The organism is Georgenia sp. Z1491 (assembly GCF_049856175.1).
In the GTDB taxonomy this organism is placed as follows: domain Bacteria; phylum Actinomycetota; class Actinomycetes; order Actinomycetales; family Actinomycetaceae; genus JB111.
Genome location: NZ_JBNDNA010000003.1, coordinates 32308 through 50027 on the forward strand (window position 1 = coordinate 32308; position 17720 = coordinate 50027).

The window sequence follows — 17720 nt, forward strand, 5'->3', positions numbered from 1 at the left end:
GCCCGTCCGCGAGTGCTCAGTGGCCGGCGCGCGCCGCCCACCAGGAGGCCGTGTAGCGCAGCCCGCCGTACGGCGGAGGGGTCGTCCGGGGAGCCCCCGTGAACGCCGACTCGACGTCGGTGACGAGCTCGGCCGGCGGGAGCATCCAGGCGGTGTCCGGTGAGAGGGCCGACGGTACGCCGGTAAGGGGGGACGCCTCGGCCACCCGCTCAGGTCTCGTGGAGCCGACGGTCGTGGCGTCGTGGGACATCGCGGGTCTCCTTCCGAGGTCGTGCGGTATCCGGAACGGGTGGTCCCGGGTAGACGGGTGACCGTAGTGCATCACGCGGGCGGTCGATGACACACGGCGACACGTGGACACTTCTCCACCTCGGCGGGCTGTGGATCGGCGGCGAGCACCCCGCTTGCCGCCCCGCTTGGCGCCGAGCCCCGGCTGGGGGACGCTGGCCGGATGGAGACGGAGGCCCCCGCCGGTGGGACGTACGGGCTGCTGCTCGCCGCGGGCGCGGGCAGGCGCTACGGGCACCCGAAGATCCTCGTCCCGGGCTGGCTCGAGCACGCCGTCGACGCACTGGGTCGGGGCGGCTGCGATCGCGTGCTCGTCGTCACCGGCGCCGCCCGGCCCGAGATACCGCGCGGCGCGGAGGAGGTCCACTGCGCCGGGTGGGACCGGGGGATGGGAGTCTCGCTGCGGGCCGGGCTCGGCGCGGTCCCCGCGGGCGCCGGGCGCGTGGCCATCCACCTCGTCGACTACCCCGACATCGGGCACGACGTCGTCGCACGCATCCTCTCAGCCGCGGGCGACGACCTCGCCCGCGCCGCGTTCGACGGACGCCCGAGGCACCCCGTGGTCGTCCCGGCCGCCCACCTCGCCCCGCTGCTCGCCGCGCTCACCGACGACGACGGGGCGGCGCCCTACCTGCGCGGGCAGCGCGTGCGGCTCGTCGAGTGCGGCGACCTCGCCGGCGGGGAGGACGTCGACGTCCCGGGCTGACCCGTGACAGGGGTGTCCGGCCCGCGTCCGGTGTGGGTCGCTCCCGGTGGCGACGGCGCGGGCGAGGGGCGGTGGCCCGGCACACCGGCGGCGCGGTCCGCTGGCCGGGCCGACATGGACGGGGTCGGCGTCGAGGGTGAGAATGGCTGCCCGAACGTCCGGACCGGCGGTGCGTGCCGGTCGCGGACGAGGACACGAGGGAGACGAGGTCTGCGTGACGGGGAGCGGCACGCGAGCAGGCGCATCGGACCGGCCGCACCCGCTCCTCCTGATCCCTGCCGGACTCCTGGCCTCCGCCGCCGGCTGGGGGCTCACCGCCGCGGGCGCTGCGGCCGGGACGCTCGCCCGCTCGCACGGCACCACCCTCGTCACGATCGGCCTGCTGACGACCGTGTTCGCTGTCGCCTATGCGGCGCTCCAGATCCCCACCGGCGTCCTCGTCGACCGGTGGGGCGTGCGCCGGACCGCGTTCGCAGGACTGGGCCTGACGGTGCTGGCCTACGCGGCCGCCGTCGTGACCCCCTCGCTGCTCATCGCGTTCCCGGCGCGGCTGCTCGCCGGCGCGGGCTGCGCCGTCGGCTTCGTCGCGGGCGCCGAGCTGGCGCGTCGCTCGCGCACCGGCCCGACCGGGCTGGGCGTCTTCGGCGGCATGGCGATCGGCACCGGCGGCATCGCGGTCGCGGTGATCCCCGCCCTCGAGGACCTGCTCGGCTGGCGCTCGGCCTGGATCACCTGCATAGCCGTGGCCGTCCTGGCCGGGCTGCTCGTGCTCCTCCTGGTCGACGACGCGCCACAGGAAGGACCGCCGGCAGCCACCGCCTCGGGGGCGCGACCTCACCTGCTGCGCGACCCCGAGCTCCTCCGGCTCGCCGCCGTGCACGCCTCGACCTTCGGGATCGGAGTCGTCCTCGGCAACTGGACCGGGACGATCCTCACGGAGCGTTGGGGGATGGAGCCGCGCACCGCGTCCACCGTGGCCTCGCTCGTGCTGGCGACGACCCTGGTCAGCCGGCCCCTGGGCGGCTACCTCACCTCGCTGATCGGCCACCGCAGCCGCAGCCTCGTCGCGGTGTCGCTGGTCGCCTGCGCCGTCGGCACGCTGCTGCTCGCCGTCCCCTCGACGCCGGCCGTGGCCGTGGTCGCGACCCTGACGATCGGCGTGGCGAGCGGCCTGCCGTTCGCCTCGGCCCTCGCCGGCGCCCAGCGGCTGCGCGACGACCGGCCGGGGGCCGCGGTCGGCGTGCTCAACGCCGCAGCGAACTTCCTCGTCGTCATCGGCACACCGCTGCTCGCGTGGGCGATCGAGCGCGGCGCGACCGCCGGTGCGCTGGTGGTGGTCGCGGTCGCGTGGGCGGTGCCGCTCCTCGCGCTCCCGCGCACGCTGAACGACGGGCCTACGCGTCCAGGGTCAGCGCGACCTGGTCGGCCATGAGCGCCATCCCCACGTGGACGACGGCGTCCGTCCCGGACAGGGACAGGCCGAGGATCTCCTCGATGCGCCGCACGCGCAGGCCCACGGTGTTGGGGTGCACGTGCAGCTCGCGCGCCGTCGCCGCCGTGTTCTGGTCGTGCGCGAAGTACACGGACAACGTGTCGACCAGGCTTGAGCCGCGCCGCTCGTCGTGCGCGCGCAGCGGGCCGAGCAGGCGCTCGGCGTAGCGGACGAGCTCGGCGGGGTCCTCGATCTGGAGCAGGAGGGACATCGGACCGAGGTCGTCGAGGCGGATGGTGCCGTCCCGACGGCGCCTGACCCGTGCGAGCTCGGCCATGCCACGCCCGAGACGGAAGGCGCCCGCGTACTCGTGCATCGAGCGGCAGGTCGAGGAGACCGTCACGGACGCCGTCCCGGAGCGTCCACGGATCCGGCGGTAGGTGCGCCTGAGCTCGTCCGCGACAGCATCGATCGCCGACTCCTCGTCGTCGGGCCACAGCATGACGACGTAGGGACCGATCGCGGCCACGAGCGGGCGTGGACGAACCGACGACGCTGCGGAGCGAGCGGCGCCGAGCAGTGCGCTCTCCCCGGCGGTGCTCGCCGTGTCCGGCCGCGCGACGAGGACGACGTGCGGGTGGTCGAGGTCGTGGTCGAGGCGCTGCGCCCGGGAGGTCAGGTCGGCCGGCGTCGTCGGCCCACCGCGCACGAGCTCGTGGACGAGGTCGCTCGACGTGCGCCACTCGACCTCCTGCGCGGTCCGCCGCCGAAGGAGCTCGAGCGCGAGGACGGTCCCGGCGTAGTCCACCGCGCGCCGCTCGAGCCGGGACAGGTCCGCGCTGCGGCCCTCGAGCCACACGTGGGCGGCAACGTCCCCGCCGAGCCGGACCTGCAGGATCGTCAGGGGGCCGTCCGGACCGTCGACGTCGACCAGCTCTCCACCGGTCGATGTCTCCTCCGCGCGGCCGTCGCCCGGACCGTCGTCGGCCGGTGGCGCGGTGAGCGACTGCCCGTCCACCACGACGCGCGCGATCTCCCGGCCGCCAGGTTCCTCGACGACGACGGACCGATGGAGCAGCTCGCTCAGCGCCAGCGTGACGCCCTCGACGCCGCCTTGCTCGAGGGCGACCTGTGCGAGCCGCTGGTGGATCGCCTCGGCCTGCTGGGCGAGCGTGTGCTGCTCCTCGAGCGAGGAGTTCAGCTGCTCGAGGTTCTGAATCGTGCGGGCCTGGGCGGTACGCAACCGGGCGCTGGCGATGGCGATCGCCGCCTGGTTCGCGAGCGTGCCGGCGAGCTCGACAACGTGCTCGTCGAACGTCTGGCGCCTGCTCGTGTACCCGTTGAGGGTCCCGACGGTCGTGCCGGACACGATGAGCGGCACGGCGATCATGGAGCGGAACCCCTGCTCCCGGGCCCCCTCGCCCCACTGTGCGAACGCCGGGTCCGTCGCGGTGTCGAGCACCTGGACCGGCTCCTGCGTGAGGAACGCGCGCGTGGACGGGGCCTGCGTCGTACCTTCTTCGATCGTGATCGGGTGGAGGGCGTTGACCTCGGTGATGTACCGGGGCGAGAACCCGTAGGAGCCTTCGACCACGAGGACGCCCTTGGTGCGGTCGGGCAGGAACACGCCGCAGAAGTCGAATCCCATGAGCCGGCACGCGGTCTCCGCCACGAGGTTGAGGAGGGTCGGCACCGAGACCGGCTCGTTCACGGCCGACGAGATCTCGGCGACGCCGTGCAGGAGGTCGCGTAGGCCGACCGGTTCCGGTGACGAGGCGTCACGGCCGACGTCGATCGGCTCGTGCGAGGGGGGATGGGTGGGCGACATGGCGCGGTCCTTTCGGGGCGGAGCGTCGACGCTGCCATGCCCTCGTGGCCGACCGTACTGGATGTCGCCACAGTGGGAGCTCATCGAGCGGTGCAGCGGCCCATTGAGCGGGTGAGTGTGAGCCGGTGACACTCGGGCAGTTCTGTCCCCGTACCCGAAGGGTTCTCGATGGCTCGCGTGATGACGCGCAGGCGACGCTCGACCATGCGGCGTACCACGGCCGCCACCGTCGTGGCGGGTGCAGCGGCGCTGGCGGCCTGCTCGACCGGCGCGCCCACGACCGCCGAGGGCGGAGAGACGTTCACCCTGACGATCGGAGCCGGGGTCCCCCGGACCGCGCTGACCTCGGTCGGATCGGTGTCCGACGTCTTCGTGCCCGAGGTCGTACGCAGGGTCTCCGAGGAGACGATCCACGAGATCGAGTTCGACGAGTTCTTCGGCACCTACGTCGAGGTCGGCGAGGAGCTCGACGCGATGGAGTCCGGCCAGCTCGACATGGGGGCCTCGGTCTTCCCCTACAACCCGTCTGAGCTCCCCCTGCACAACCTCGGCTACTACGTGCCCTTCTCCTCGCCCGACGCAGAGATCGCGATCGCCGCGTTCCGGCAGGTCTACGAGGGGAACGAGGAGTTCCAGCAGGTCTACGCCGATCGCAACCAGACGGCGATCGCGTTCCTCGCGGTCGGCAACTACGGGCTCGGCACCAACTTCCCGGTCGAAGGGGTCGAGGACCTCACCGACCGGCAGGTCGCCGGCGTCGGATCGAACCTCGAATGGCTCGGGCCGATGGACGTCGTCCCGGTCCAGGCGCCCTCGACCGAGTGGTACTCGGCGTTCCAGACGGGTGTGTACGACGGCGTCGTCAACTTCGTCGAGGGATTCGACAACCTCCGGCTCTACGAGGTGCTCAGCCACTTCACCGCGATGGACTTCGGCGCGGTGCCGCTGGGGGCGCTCACCGTCAACCAGGACACCTGGGAGACGCTCCCGCCGGAGGTCCAGGACATCGTGCTCGAGGTCGCCCTCGAGTTCGAGCAGGTCTCCGCTCAGGCGGTCAACGAGGCCGTGGCGCACTCGGAGGAGACGATGGCGGCGGAGGGAATGACGGTGACGGAGCCCAGCGACGAGCTCCGCGAGCACTGGACCGAGGCGCTCGCCGACCTCCCGCAGCGGCGCGCCGACGAGATGGACGAGTCCGGGCGGCCCGGCTCCGAGCTCATCTCCGCCTACATCGCGGCGCAGGAGGAGCTCGGGCACGAGTACCCCGTGCCCTACGAACCGGGGGAGCAGCAGTGACCACGCGCGATGCGACCGGCGGCCCACGTCCTGGCGGTGCCGCCAGGTTCGTCGACGGAGCCGACCGTGTGATGCGGACCGTGTCCGGTGCCATGGCGGTGCTGGCGGGGGTGCTCCTCGTCGTGATGATCGGCTGGGTCCTCGCGAGCGTGGTGGGTCGGTTCGTCGACGGTGTCGTCGTGATCGGGAGCGCCGAGGTCGCCTCGAACGGGGTGGCCGCAGTGACACTGCTGTGCGTGCCCTACGTGATGCGGAGCGGCGGCCACATCCGGACCGGGATCCTCGTCGACCGCCTCCCGGTGCGAGCACAGCGCGTCGCCTGGATCGTCGCCTGCCTGCTCGGCGCCATCGTGTTCGCCGTCGTCGCGTGGTCGACCTGGGGGCCGATGCTCGAGTCCTGGGCCTCCGGCGAGTACTCGGGCGAGGGGTCTATTCGGATTCCGACCGGCCCGCTACGCACGATCGTCGTCCTGTTCGCCGTCTGCATGGCGGTGGAGTGCCTGCTTGCCGCGCACCGAGGGCCCCGGTCGTCCGCCGACCACGACGGTGCTGCCCCCGCGAGCGATGCCGGCCCCGGTCACGGTGCCGACACCGTGGCACCGGCCGGGGGGCACTCTTCCCGGAACGGCTCCGGCCGGACCGGCAGGAGGGAGGCGTGATGGCGGATCTTGCCGTCGGAGGCGTCGCCGTCGTGGCGCTCTTCGCCCTGGTGGTCCTCGGCGTTCCGATCGCCTTCTCGCTGTTCGTCGCGAGCCTGCTCGGGATGCTCCTGCTCACCGGGAGCGTCGAGCAGACGGCGGTGCTCGTGTCCAACACGGTGCTCGGCGGGGTACGCGACTACGTGTTCGCCGTCATCCCGCTGTTCATCCTCATGGGCGCCTTCATGAGCCACAGCCCCGCGGCGCGCTACCTGTTCGACGTCGCCAGGCTGGTGGCGCGACGGCTCATCGGCGGGCTCGCCTCCGCGACCGTCTTCGCCAACGGGATCTTCGGCGCCGTCACCGGCGTCAGCGTCGCCTCAGCCGCGATCTTCGCACGCATCGCCGTGCCCGAGATGGTCGCGCGCGGGTACGACAAGAAGCTGGCCCTGGGGACCGTCGCCGGAAGCTCGGTCCTGGGGATGCTCATCCCGCCCAGCCTGCTGATGATTCTCTACGGGGTCCTCGCCAACGTCTCGATCGGCACCCTCTTCATCGCCGGCATCGTGCCCGGAGTCCTTCTCGCGCTCGTGTACGTGCTGACGATCACCGCCATCGGTGTCGCACGCCCCGAGCGGGTCGGCCGCCCGGCCCGGCCCGGGCGGATCGCGACCGCGTCGCCCACCTCCTCCTCGTCCGCCGCCACGGAGCCGACCGGCACCGGGTGCTCCTCGCCGGCGCTGCCGACCGCGAGGACGACGGTCGAGGACGTCTCGGCCGCGCGGACGATGGTGCGCGCGCTCCCGATCGGCGCACTCATCGCCCTGGTCCTCGGCGGGATCTGGCTCGGATGGTTCACGCCCACCGAGGCGGCGGCCGTCGGTGCGTCCGGGGCGTTCGTCGTCGCGGTCGGCTACGGCATGCGGACGCGGGCCATCGTCAGCGCGTTCCGCGAGTCCGCGGTCAGCATCGGCTCCATCATGCTGCTGCTGATCGGTGCCCAGCTGTTCTCCCGGACCCTTGCCCGCAGCGGGCTGGTCACCGAGATGACGAACCGGATCACCGACTCGGCGCTCTCGGCGGGGATGGTCGTCCTGCTGTTCGTCGTCGTCCTCATCGTGCTGGGGGCGGTGCTCGACTCGAGCTCGATCCTGCTCATCATGGTCCCGCTCATGGCCCCGGTCGTGACCTCGCTCGGACTCGACCCGATCTGGTTCGCGATCATCGTCATCGTCGCGGTGGAGGTCGGGCTCCTCACCCCGCCGTTCGGGATGTCCCCGTTCGCCATGAGCGCCGTCCTCGGCGACCGCGCCACGGTCGGCGAGATCTTCGCCGGCGCGATGCCGTTCGTCCTCGCGATGCTGCTCACGCTCGGCCTGCTCGCCGCGTTCCCACCGTTGGTGACGTGGTTGCCGTCGCTGCTCGGATGAGCCCCGGTCCGCGTCCGGGCTCCGCCGTCGTTCCGCCGTCACGACACCCATCAGCACCAGGAGGAACAACATGACGATCGTCGTCGGATACTCACCGACCGATGCGGGGCGCGCAGCCGTCGACACGGCCGCCGCCGAGGCACGCCTGCGCGACGCACTGCTCGTGGTGGTGTCGGTGGGGCGGGCCGGAGAACCCCAGGGGGCGAGTGCCGCGGCTGCGTTCCGCGACGAGCTCGACGAGGCGCGCCGCGCGGTCGCGGGAGTGCTCGACGAGGTGGGCCGGCTGCTCGTCGACTCGCGGGTCGAGCACGAGCTGGTGCCGATCGTGTCGAGCGAGGACCCGAGCAGCGAGATCCTCCGCGTCGCCGACGAGCGGTCTGCCGAGCTCGTCGTCATCGGGATGCGACGACGCTCGCCGGTCGGCAAGCTCGTCTTCGGCTCCGACGCACAGCGAGTACTACTCGGTGCGCGCTGCCCTGTCATGGCGGTGCACGCGCAGCAGCACTGAAGTCGGCTGCCTCTCGCCGGTGGCGCACCAGCCGACGCGAGTCACCGCACCGTGGTGGCCTGCCGGGCGCCTGTCGCCGGCTGGTTCCTTGCCGGTTCGACGGCCGGCGGCGAGGACTGGGCCGTGACACAGCAAACTGCGCATCTTCTGTCGCTCCCGCCATGGAGGCGGCATCGAGGCCCCTCGATACTGAGGGCCGGGCGCGACGCGGGGAGACCGGCGTCGACCGGCCGCGAACCACTACGAAGGAGAAGTCGATGGTGACAACGTTCGACGGCGCGCGGGCCCTCGTGATCGGAGGATCGATCGGCGGACTCACGCAGGCGCTGCTGCTGCGCGACCTGGGGTTCGACGTCACCGTGTTCGAGCGGACCCCCAGCCTGCTGACCGACCGCGGGGGCGGCATCGTGCTGCAGCCCGACACGGTGCGATGGTTCGCCGAGCGCAGCGAGCGAACGCCCGAGGACGTGAGCTCGGCGACGAGCTACCTGCGCTACCTGGGCAAGGGTGACGCGATCCTCCACGAGGAGAGAATCGAGTGGCGATACTCCTCGTGGTCGACGATCTACCGCGCGCTCTACGAGGACTTCGACCCGCACAGGTACGTGCTCGGCGAGTATGCGGCGGGCTTCAGCCAGGACGAGGACGGCGTCGAGGTCCGGTTCGTCAGCGGTCGGGTCGAGCGCGCGGAGCTCGTCGTGTTCGCCGACGGCATTTCGTCGATCGGCCGGCAGCGGCTCAACCCCGGTGCGGGAGCGACCTACTCCGGCTACGTCGGCTGGCGCGGCACGGTCCCGGAGAGCCTGCTGTCCCCGGGGTCGCACGCGCTGCTGGGGGACGCGCTCGCCTACTCGGTGGCGCCCCACACCCAGATCTGCATGTACCCGATCCCGGCGTCGCAGGACGCTCTCGGACAGGGCGACCGGCTGATGAACTACGTCTGGTACCGCAACGTCACCGAGGGTCCCGAGCTTGACGAGATGATGCTTGACAAGCAGGGGATCCCCCGCCCGGTGTCGGTGCACCCGGGCCAGGTGCAGGACCGCTACGTGGCCGAGATGAAGGAGGCCGCGGGCGACCTGCTCGCCCCGGCCGCGGCCGAGCTCGTGCGCCTGACCGAGGAGCCGTACATCCAGGCCCTGTACGACATCCGCAGCGAGCGCGCGGCCGTCGGGCGGGTGGCCCTGGTCGGCGATGCGTCCTTCGCGTCCCGACCGCACGCGGCCGCAGGGAGCGCGAAGGCGGCGGCGGACGCGTGGGCGCTGGCCGAGACGCTGGGGTCCGGGGACGGGGACATCCCCGCCGCGCTGGCGGCGTGGGAGCCCGAGCAGCTCGCGCTGGGGCACGCCCTCGTCGACAGGGTCTCCGCGATGGGGGAGCGCTCGCAGTTCACGAACACGTGGGTGCCCGGAGACAAGGACCTGGAGTTCGGCCTCTACGGCGCCGGGGTGCTCACCCGCGAGGCGGCCCGGGCCACGGCGACGCCCTGATCAGCAGGCGCCGTCCGGCGCGGACGGAACAAGTACCGGGCCCGAGGGCCGGACCCGACAGGACGAGGAAGGTTGTGGTGAGAACGATGACGACGCCGAAGTTTCTTGCGGATTTCCCGCTGGCCGGAGAACTGGTGGGAGAGAACTTCGAGGGCTGGCCGGACGATGTGCGCAAGGAGTTCGAGGACCTTGCGTTCGACGGTCACGTCGGATCCCGGCTGCTCAGCGAGACCGACCGGGTGCGCGTGTGGGAGATCCGGCTGGCGCCGGGGGAGCGGTGGCACGCCCACCGGCACGTGCTGGACTACTTCTGGACCGCCGTGACGGCGGGGACGAGCAGACAGCACACCTTCGACGGCACCACGCGCGACGTGTCCTACGGGGCGGGCGAGACGCGGCACTTCCACTTCGGCCCCGGCGAGTACCTGCTGCACGACATCGAGAACATCGGCGACCAGGAGCTGATCTTCACCACCGTGGAGCACCTGGACAGCGACAACGACCCGCTTCCCGTCGACGCCGGCTGACCGGCGGCCGGTCCACGGTGCACCGTCGCCGTCCGGTCTTCCCCCCTGGGTGGAGGGCTCGCCAGGCCGCGACCGGTAAGGAGGCGCATCCGCTGTGACGGGGCACAGTCGACCACTGGCGGTCGGTGCGTTGCCACATGGATGACCTCGGCGGTGTGCGCGAGACTGGCGTCCACGCCGGTCGCGGGACGTCGTCCCGACCCCGGCAGCAGGCCTTTGCCCGAAGGAGAGCGATGGAGCCCCCCGCAGCAGCACGTTCCCACCCGTCAGGCGTCGTCGACGCCGACGCACAGACCACCAGAACGAAGGGAGCGCGATGAAGCCGTCGGCCTTCGCCTACCACGACCCCGAGACCATCGACGAGGCGGTGACGCTGAAGTCCGCCCACGGGTCGGACGCCACCGTGCTCGCGGGCGGCCTCAGCCTCATGCCCTTCATCTACGCACGCGTGCACCGGCCCGAGGTACTCGTGGACATCAATCGCGTCACCGAGATGCAGCAGGTCGTCGTCGCCGGCGACCACGTCGAGATCGGCGCGGGTGTCCGCCAACGGACCGCCGAGACCGACGGCGGGGTCCGCACGGCCGTCCCGATCCTCACCGAGGCGATCTCCTACATCGGTCACGCCGAGATCCGCCACCGCGGGACCGTCGGCGGCAGCATCGCGTTCGCCGACCCCGCGACCGAGCTCCCCACTGTCGCCGTCACCCTCGGCGCGCAGATGGTGGTTGCCGGCCCGTCCGGGGTCCGCACGCTGCCGGCCGAGGAGTTCTTCGTGGGGCAGAAGATCAACGCGCTCGAGCCCGACGAGGTCCTCGTCGCGACCCGGTGGCCGGTGCCCGGAGGGTCCCACGGATACGTGGAGGTCTCCCGACGCGTCGGCGACCGGCCGATGGCGGCCGCCGCCTGCCAGCTCGAGCTCGCCGACGACGGCACGGTGGCGGCCGCCGCGATCGGCGTCGGCAACATCGCCGACCGACCCCTGCGCGCCTCCGCGGCGGAGCAGCTGCTGGTCGGGAGCGAACCGACCGCTGAGCTCGTCACCGAGGCCGCGCGCACCGTCCGCGACCAGGTGACCAACGGCGACGACATCCACGCCACGCACGACTACCGCAAGCACGTCGCGGCGACCATCACCGCCCGCGCGATCACCGCTGCGCTCCACCGCGGGGCGAGAGGAGAGACGGCATGACGACACCGACGACGGACCGCACCCGGCGGCGTGAGATCACCGTGACCGTCAACGGCCGCGAGGTCGTGCGCGAGGTCGAGACGCGCATGACGCTCGCCGACTGGCTCCGCCAGGAGCTCGATCTCGTCAGCGTCCACCTCGGCTGCGAGCAGGGCGTCTGCGGGGCGTGCAACGTCCTCATGGACGGGCAGTCCGTGCGCTCGTGCCTCATGCTGGCGGTCCAGGTCGACGGCCACTCGATCGAGACGGTGGAGTCCCTGTCCGCCGACCAGAAGAACCTGCACCCGATCCAGGAGGCGTTCCACGAGGAGCACGGGCTCCAGTGCGGCTTCTGCACCCCCGCGATGGTCCTGCGGACCAAGGAGATGCTCGACGAGAGACGGGACCGGACCGACGACGAGGTGCGGGACGGCATCTCCGGGATCCTCTGCCGGTGCACCGGTTACCAGAACATCATCAACGCCGTCCAGTGCGCGGCACGCAAGCTTGACGCGGGCGGGTGCCCGCGTCGGGCCACGGCAGCGGCCGGCGGCAACGGAGCCGCGGACGAGGCAGGAGGCCACGAGTCATGACCAGCGCCAGCACCGAGCACCGCAGCGGCACGGAGTCCGTGCCGGCCCCGGAAGGAAGCAAGCACCGGTACATCGGCCGGAGCATGAAGCGGGTCGAGGACCCCCGGTTGCTCGTCGGTCGCGGCGGCTACATCGCCGACCTCAAGATCCCCGGGCTCAAGCACGCCGCCGTCTACCGCAGCCCGGTCGCGCACGGCCGGATCGTCTCCGTCGACGCCTCCGAGGCGCTGAAGATCCCCGGCGTCGTCGCCGTCGTCACCGGCGAGGACTGCAAGGCGAAGATGAACCCCTGCATGAACTTCGGGCCGGCGACGATCCCGCAGTACCCGCTCGCGGTGGACAAGGTGCGCTACTTCGGTGAGGCCGTCGTCGCGGTCATCGCGGACAGCCGCTACATCGCCGAGGACGGCATCGACGCACTGAAGGTCGAGATCGAGCCGCTGCCGCACGTCGTCGACCCCTTCGCAGCGCTCGAGCCCGACGCTCCCGTGCTGCACGAGGAGCACGGCTCCAACCTCGCCTACGAGCGGACCTTCGACTTCGGCGGCGCCGAGGAGGCGTTCGCCGAGGCAGACATCATCGTCTCCGACACGCTCCACTGGGGACGGTCCTCAGGCACGCCCATGGAGACGACCGGCGCCGTCGCCCGCCCCGGGCTCAACGGCGTGCTCGAGATCTTCTGCAACTCGATCAACTTCACCTACTTCGCCTTCCTCATCTCCACCGCCCTCAAGCTGCCGAGCAACCAGGTCACCCTGCAGCCCGTCCCGGCCGGCGGCAGCTTCGGTACCAAGTTCACCGCCCACAAGGTCCCCACCCTCGCCGGGTTCCTCGCGCTGCAGGTCGACCAGCCGGTCGCCTACATCGAGGACCGGCTCGACCACACGATGAACTCCGACCACCACGCGTCCGACCGGTACTACGAGGCCCGGCTCGCGCTCACCGCGGACGGGACGTTCACGGCGCTCGACGTCGATGTTCTCGACGACTACGGCGCCTACCTCCAGTTCGGCGTCGGCACCCACGGCAACGCACTCTCGCAGTCGGTGGGGCCGTACAACATCGGGAAGCTGAAGTACCACCTCCGTGCCGCGGTGACGAACAAGTGCCAGCAGGGCGCCTACCGGGGCTTCGGCTCCGAGGTGCAGAACTGGGTGCTCGAACGACTCGTCGACCTGGCCGCGAAGGAGACCGGCATGCGGCCGGAGGACATCCGCAGGAAGAACTTCATACGGCCCGAGCAGTTCCCCCACAAGATCCCGGGCGGCAACCTCTACGACTCCGGCGACTACGAGGCGGTCCTCGACGAGACTCTGGGGCTCGTCGACCTCGAGCACTGGCGCGCCGAGCAGGTCCGGCTACGCGAGGAGGAGGGCCGCTACGTCGGCATCGGCCTCGTCTCGACGCAGGAGCGCAGCGTCTTCAGCTCGACCGAGTTCTGGTACTGGTTCGACGAGCCGGGCTTCGCCCCGACCTCGAGCCCGGAGAGCGCGACGATCACCATCGACCCGACCGGCCAGTTCCACGTCGTCCTGCACTCGCAGGCGATGTGGGGCAACAGCCCGGAGACCGTGGCCGCGATGGTCGTCGCCGAGGAGTTCGGCACCGACCCGTCGACCGTCAACATCCGGTACCAGGACTCGGCGCACGCACTGCCGGGCACCGGGCCGGGCGGCAGCCGCTTCACGGTGATGGTGACCGGCGCGATCCGCGGCGCGGCGCGCAAGCTGCAGAAGAAGGTCATCGACATCGCGGCGCACACCCTCGAGGTGCCGGCCGAGGACCTGGAGATCGTCGACGAGCGCGTCCAGGTCAAGGGCGCCCCCGACGTCAGCCTCGGGCTCGCCGACGTCGCCGGGACGGCCTACTTCTTCGCCCTCAACCTCCCGCCGGGCGTGACGAGCGGGCTGGAGGAGCAGTTCACGTACGACCACCCGATGACCACGATGCCGTCCGCCGACCGCGCGGACCTCGGCGTCTTCTACCCGATCATGGGGCACAACTGCCACATCGCCGTCGTCGAGGTCGACCCGGACACCGGTCTGCTGAAGATCCTCGACTACACCGCCGTCCACGACGCCGGCACCGTCGTGAATCCCGTGACGCTCGGCGGCCACGTGGTCGGCGGCACGGCCCAGGGCATCGGCACCGCGCTGCTCGAGGAGCTCCCGTACGGGGAGGACGGGACGTTCGAGGCCATCTCGTTCCGTGACTACCTCGTGCCGACAGCGCACGAGGTCCCGTACGTCAAGCTCGGGCACGTCGAGACCCCGTCGCCGTACACGGAGTTCGGTATCAAGGGCGGCGGCGAGGGCGGCCGCATGGCGACCCCGGGCGTGCTGTCGGCGGCGATCGACGACGCGCTGAAGGAGTTCGGCATGCGCGTGCGCGAGCTGCCGGTCAAGCCGTCCGCCATCGTCGAGAGCGTCGCCAGGGCGCGCCGGTCAGGACTGAGCACATGACGACCGTGCCCGAGCACCACGGCTCGCCCGCCCAGGCCCGACCGGCCGACGCGGGCGAGCTGCGGGACGCCCTGCGCGGTGTCGGCTACGTCGCCGGCGACGACCTCGCGATGGCGGCGTTCCTCGCGCTGCGGCTGGGCCGTCCGCTGCTCCTGGAGGGGGAGAACGGCGTCGGCAAGACGGAGATCGCTCGGGCGCTCGCCGACGTGCTCGGTCGCGAGCTCGTCCGGCTCCAGGCATACGAGGGCATCGACGCGAGCCAGGCGCTCTACGACTGGCACTACCCGGCGCAGCTGCTGGCCGTGCGCGAGGGCGCCGGTCACGCCGATGTGTTCACCGAGGAGTTCCTGCTTGAGCGTCCCCTGCTCCGGGCGCTGCGGGCAGGCTCGGGTGCCGTGCTGCTCATCGACGAGCTCGACCGGGCCGACGACGAGTTCGAGGCGTTCCTGCTCGAGCTCCTGTCCGACTTCGCCGTGACGATCCCCGAGATCGGCCGGGTGAGCGCGGCCGAGCCGCCGCTGGTCGTCCTCACGTCGAACCGGACCCGCGAGCTGCACAACGCGGTCCGTCGCCGGTGCCTCTACAGCTGGGTCGAGCACCCCGGGCCGGAGCGTGAACGTGAGATCCTCGCCCTTCGGGCTCCCGAGGTGCCCGAGCAGCTGGCCAGGGAGGTGTGCGAGGCGGTGGCACGGGTGCGCGGCCTCGAGCTCTCCCACCGGCCCGGCGTCGGGGAGGCGCTCGACTGGGCAGGTGCCCTGCACATGCTGGGCGTGACGACGCTCGACGCGGACGTCGCGCGCGCCACGCTCTCGACCATGACGAAGGACGTCGACGACCAGCGGGCCGTGCTCGACGCCGTGGAGACGATCGTCCCCGACCGGGACTCGGGGCCGGCGTGACGAGGACGGCGACGGACACCCTCCGGCGCCCGGACCCGCCGGCCGGCACGACGACCTCCGGGCGGGAGGTCGAGACGCTGTGCGCGGAGTTCGCCGAGGTCCTGCGCGGACACGGCGTGCGCATCGGCACGTCGCAGGTCCTCACCCTCGTCCAGGCGCTCCATGCGCTCGGTGGCGTGCGGGCGGGCGAGCTCTTCTGGGCCGGTCGCGCCATCCTCGTCCAGGACCCTCGCCACTACGACGCCTACGCGCGGGCGTTCGCCGAGTTCTTCGCCGGTGCCGTGCCGGGTGAGGATCTCCCCGTCGTGGCACGCCCCCCGACGAGCCTCCTCGTCGAGGCTCCGGACGGTCAGGGGCAGCCGCCGTCCGACGGGAGTGTCGAGGAGGAGTACCGCGAACAGCCCGAGCCTGCCCGGGTTGTGGCCAGCGCAGAGGAGCGGCTCCGGGTCAAGTCGTTCACCGCGATGACCGACGAGGAGCGGCGCGAGGCGGCCCGGATGATCCGGGACCTGCGGCTGCGCCTGCGCCACAGGCTGAGCAGGCGGCGGCGCCCCGCCCGTTCCGGTCGGCACCTCGACATGCGGGGGACCATGCGGAGCCTCCTCGCCACCGACGGCGAGCCGCTGAGGCTCCGGCGGCTCCGGCGGCGCACGCGTCAGCGGCCGATCACCTTCCTCGTCGACGTCTCCGGCTCCATGTCGGCCTACGGCCGGACGATCCTGCGGTTCGCGCACATGCTCATGCGTGCCGGCGAACGGATCGAGGTGTTCACGATCGGCGTGCGTCCCCACCGCGTGACGGCCGACATGCGCACGCCCTCACCAGATCGTGCCCTCGAACGGGTCGGCGCCGCGGTGACGGACTGGGACGGTGGCACCCGGCTCGCGTCCTCCATCTCCACCCTCCTGCGGGGCGGACGGGGGCAGGACGCGCTGCGCGGCGCCGTCGTCGTCGTATGCTCGGACGGGCTGGACCACGACGAGCCCGCGGTCATGGCCGCGAGCATCGCCAGGCTGCAGCGCCTGGCCCACGAGCTGGTCTGGCTCAACCCGCTCAAGGCGGATCCCCGCTACGAACCGCTGGCGCGCGGAATGGCTGCTGCGCTGCCACACATCGACGACTTCCGCGCCGGTCACAGCATCGCCGGCCTCGAGGCGCTGGCACCGGTGCTGGCCGGGCGCGGACGTTCAGGGAGGCTGCGATGAGGGACATTCTCGACGACGTGCTGGCGTGGCACCGGGCAGGGACCCGGTTCGCACTGGCGACGGTGGTGCGGACGTGGAGCTCCTCCCCGCGCGGGCCCGGTGCGTCGATGGCGGTCGCGGAGTCGGGCGAGGTCGTCGGGAGCGTGTCCGGCGGGTGCGTCGAGGGGGCGGTGTACGACCTGGCCGAGCGCGTGATCGCGACCGGCGTGCCGGTGCGCGAGACCTACGGGGTCTCCGACGACGAGGCGTTCGGCGTCGGGCTGACGTGCGGCGGCACCATCGAGGTGTTCGTCGAGCTCGTCACGGCGGAGTCGTTCCCCGAGCTGCCCGCCGTGGCCGCGGCCGAGGCCGACCGCCGTGCGACGGCGGTCGCGACCGTCGTCGACGGCGAGGGCGAGCTCGGCGGCCGGATCGTCCTCGGGCCGGACGGTGCCTCCGGCACGGTGCGCGATCCCGACCTGGCATACAGCGTGGCGGAGCTCGCCGAGGGCCTGCTGGCGCACGGGCGCAACGGGGTGCTCCACCTCGGGGCCCACGGGGAGCACCGCATGGAGGACGTCACGGTGTTCGTCGAGTCGTTCGCGCCGTCGCCGGAGATGATCGTGTTCGGCGCGATCGACTTCGCCGCGGCCGTCGTGCGGGTGGGCAAGTTCCTCGGCTACCACGTCACGGTGTGCGACGCGCGGCCGGTGTTCGCCACCGCCCGGAGGTTCCCGGACGCGGACGAGATCGTCGTGCAGTGGCCGCACGACTATCTCGCCGGTCGCGAGGTCGACGAGCGGACCGTGATCTGCGTGCTCACGCACGACCCGAAGTTCGACGTGCCGCTGCTGGTCGAGGCCCTGGGGACCAGGGCCGGCTACATCGGGGCGATGGGCAGTCGGCGCACGCACGACGACCGGATGGCCCGGCTGCGCGAGGAGGGGGTCTCGGAGGCGAACCTGGCCCGGCTCTCCTCCCCGATCGGGCTGGACCTGGGCGGCCGCACCCCGGAGGAGACCGCGGTCGCGATCGCCGCCGAGATCGTCGCCGCGCACTGGGGCGGGAGCGGCCGGCGGCTGAGCGACACCACCTCGCCGATCCACGCCTGACCCAGAGCCCTCCGGCGGAGGGCAGCGTGAGTCTTCCGAACGCGCTCGATGGCGACCCTCTCGTCTCCCGTAGCTGACCAGCCGCGATGACGGCCTGGATCTCAGCGGACTTGACACCTTCTCAATGGTCCGACAAGGATGGTCCGAGTCGGACTA

At 72.0% G+C, this 17720-nt stretch carries 16 protein-coding genes; 14 read left to right on the plus strand and 2 right to left on the minus strand.

Translation table 11 applies throughout. The features are described from left to right. Positions 1–16: 16 nt before the first annotated feature. On the minus strand, positions 17–250 hold the full coding sequence (locus ACPYO4_RS04125) for a hypothetical protein (protein ID WP_425707949.1): 234 nt from the start codon (positions 248–250) through the stop codon (positions 17–19). 201 nt (positions 251–451) lie between these two features. Between ACPYO4_RS04125 and ACPYO4_RS04130 the strand changes: the two genes are divergently transcribed. Both ACPYO4_RS04130 and ACPYO4_RS04135 read left to right on the plus strand, forming a co-directional pair. After that, on the plus strand, positions 452–994 hold the full coding sequence (locus tag ACPYO4_RS04130) for a nucleotidyltransferase family protein (protein ID WP_425707950.1): 543 nt from the start codon (positions 452–454) through the stop codon (positions 992–994). 214 nt (positions 995–1208) lie between these two features. Further along, positions 1209–2426 carry an MFS transporter gene (locus ACPYO4_RS04135; RefSeq protein ID WP_425707951.1) on the plus strand — a complete coding sequence of 406 codons (1218 nt, stop codon included), beginning with the start codon at positions 1209–1211 and terminating at the stop codon, positions 2424–2426. Here the strand turns inward: ACPYO4_RS04135 and ACPYO4_RS04140 are convergent. Further along, positions 2389–4254 carry a helix-turn-helix domain-containing protein gene (locus ACPYO4_RS04140; protein ID WP_425707952.1) on the minus strand — a complete coding sequence of 622 codons (1866 nt, stop codon included), beginning with the start codon at positions 4252–4254 and terminating at the stop codon, positions 2389–2391. The genes ACPYO4_RS04135 and ACPYO4_RS04140 overlap by 38 nt on opposite strands. A gap of 204 nt (positions 4255–4458) precedes the next feature. Here ACPYO4_RS04140 and ACPYO4_RS04145 point away from each other — a divergent pair, with 204 nt between their 5' ends. The 12 genes from ACPYO4_RS04145 to ACPYO4_RS04200 all read left to right on the plus strand — a co-directional run bounded on the left by ACPYO4_RS04145 (position 4459) and on the right by ACPYO4_RS04200 (position 17564). Then, positions 4459–5550: a C4-dicarboxylate TRAP transporter substrate-binding protein gene (locus ACPYO4_RS04145; protein ID WP_425707953.1), complete on the plus strand. Its 1092-nt coding sequence runs from the start codon at positions 4459–4461 to the stop codon at positions 5548–5550. A 71-nt stretch (positions 5551–5621) separates the two neighbouring features. Continuing rightward, positions 5622–6209 carry a TRAP transporter small permease gene (locus tag ACPYO4_RS04150; RefSeq protein WP_425707954.1) on the plus strand — a complete coding sequence of 196 codons (588 nt, stop codon included), beginning with the start codon at positions 5622–5624 and terminating at the stop codon, positions 6207–6209. Next, entirely contained in the window at positions 6209–7618 is a 1410-nt protein-coding gene (locus ACPYO4_RS04155; protein WP_425707955.1) for a TRAP transporter large permease, read from the plus strand. The genes ACPYO4_RS04150 and ACPYO4_RS04155 overlap by 1 nt, the downstream gene beginning before the upstream one ends. 70 nt (positions 7619–7688) lie before the next feature. After that, a complete protein-coding gene (locus tag ACPYO4_RS04160; RefSeq protein WP_425707956.1) occupies positions 7689–8126 on the plus strand; it encodes a universal stress protein in 438 nt (145 codons plus the stop codon). Between the two features lie 257 nt (positions 8127–8383). Further along, positions 8384–9616, plus strand: a complete 1233-nt coding sequence (locus ACPYO4_RS04165; RefSeq protein ID WP_425707957.1) for an FAD-dependent monooxygenase — start codon at positions 8384–8386, stop codon at positions 9614–9616. 86 nt (positions 9617–9702) lie between these two features. Further along, on the plus strand, positions 9703–10143 hold the full coding sequence (locus tag ACPYO4_RS04170) for a hypothetical protein (protein ID WP_425707958.1): 441 nt from the start codon (positions 9703–9705) through the stop codon (positions 10141–10143). 316 nt (positions 10144–10459) lie between these two features. Further along, entirely contained in the window at positions 10460–11335 is an 876-nt protein-coding gene (locus ACPYO4_RS04175) for an FAD binding domain-containing protein (protein WP_425707959.1), read from the plus strand. Continuing rightward, positions 11332–11907 (plus strand): (2Fe-2S)-binding protein, encoded by a 576-nt coding sequence (locus tag ACPYO4_RS04180; protein WP_425707960.1) that lies wholly within the window; start codon positions 11332–11334, stop codon positions 11905–11907. The genes ACPYO4_RS04175 and ACPYO4_RS04180 overlap by 4 nt, the downstream gene beginning before the upstream one ends. Continuing rightward, on the plus strand, positions 11904–14369 hold the full coding sequence (locus ACPYO4_RS04185; protein WP_425707961.1) for a xanthine dehydrogenase family protein molybdopterin-binding subunit: 2466 nt from the start codon (positions 11904–11906) through the stop codon (positions 14367–14369). The genes ACPYO4_RS04180 and ACPYO4_RS04185 overlap by 4 nt, the downstream gene beginning before the upstream one ends. Beyond that, the gene (locus ACPYO4_RS04190) at positions 14366–15268 is read left to right on the plus strand and encodes an AAA family ATPase (protein WP_425707962.1); all 903 of its coding nucleotides are present in this window, start codon (positions 14366–14368) and stop codon (positions 15266–15268) included. The genes ACPYO4_RS04185 and ACPYO4_RS04190 overlap by 4 nt, the downstream gene beginning before the upstream one ends. After that, positions 15265–16473: a vWA domain-containing protein gene (locus ACPYO4_RS04195; protein WP_425707963.1), complete on the plus strand. Its 1209-nt coding sequence runs from the start codon at positions 15265–15267 to the stop codon at positions 16471–16473. Before ACPYO4_RS04190 ends, ACPYO4_RS04195 begins: the two co-directional genes overlap by 4 nt. Next, entirely contained in the window at positions 16470–17564 is a 1095-nt protein-coding gene (locus ACPYO4_RS04200) for an XdhC family protein (protein WP_425707964.1), read from the plus strand. Before ACPYO4_RS04195 ends, ACPYO4_RS04200 begins: the two co-directional genes overlap by 4 nt. Positions 17565–17720 lie beyond the last annotated feature (156 nt).